The organism is Marinifilum sp. JC120 (genome assembly GCA_004923195.1).
Taxonomy (GTDB): Bacteria; Desulfobacterota; Desulfovibrionia; order Desulfovibrionales; family Desulfovibrionaceae; genus Maridesulfovibrio.
The window spans coordinates 1-399 of the sequence record RDSB01000230.1; the positions used below are offsets into that span (position 1 = coordinate 1).

Genomic DNA, 399 nt, shown 5'->3' on the forward strand with positions numbered 1-399 from the left:
GTCAAATATCAATGGAAATGAGGAGATACAACTTAGCAGTACTGGGAATCAGCGAAACCCACTGGACCCAAGCTGGACAGAAAAGGCTAGCTACGGGAGAGATGCTGCTATACTCCGGTCACGAAGAGGACAATGCTCAACACACTCAAGGAGTCGCTCTTATGCTGTCCAAAGTAGCACGAAATGCACTTGTAGGATGGGAATCTCACGGATCCAGAATCATCAAAGCATCATTCAAAACAAAGAAGAAGGGGATCACAATGAATATTATCCAATGTTATGCACCCACCAATGATAGTAACGACGAAATTAAAGATCAGTTCTACGAGCGGCTGCAGTCAATCATTGAGAAATGCCCAAGAAAGGACCTAACTATTCTGATGGGAGATCTAAATGCCA

General features: G+C 43.9%; 1 protein-coding gene. It reads left to right on the top strand.

The genetic code is table 11. The features are described 5' to 3' along the window. On the top strand, nt 1-399 hold a 399-nt coding region (locus tag D0S45_20935; protein TIH03138.1), incomplete at both ends, for a hypothetical protein.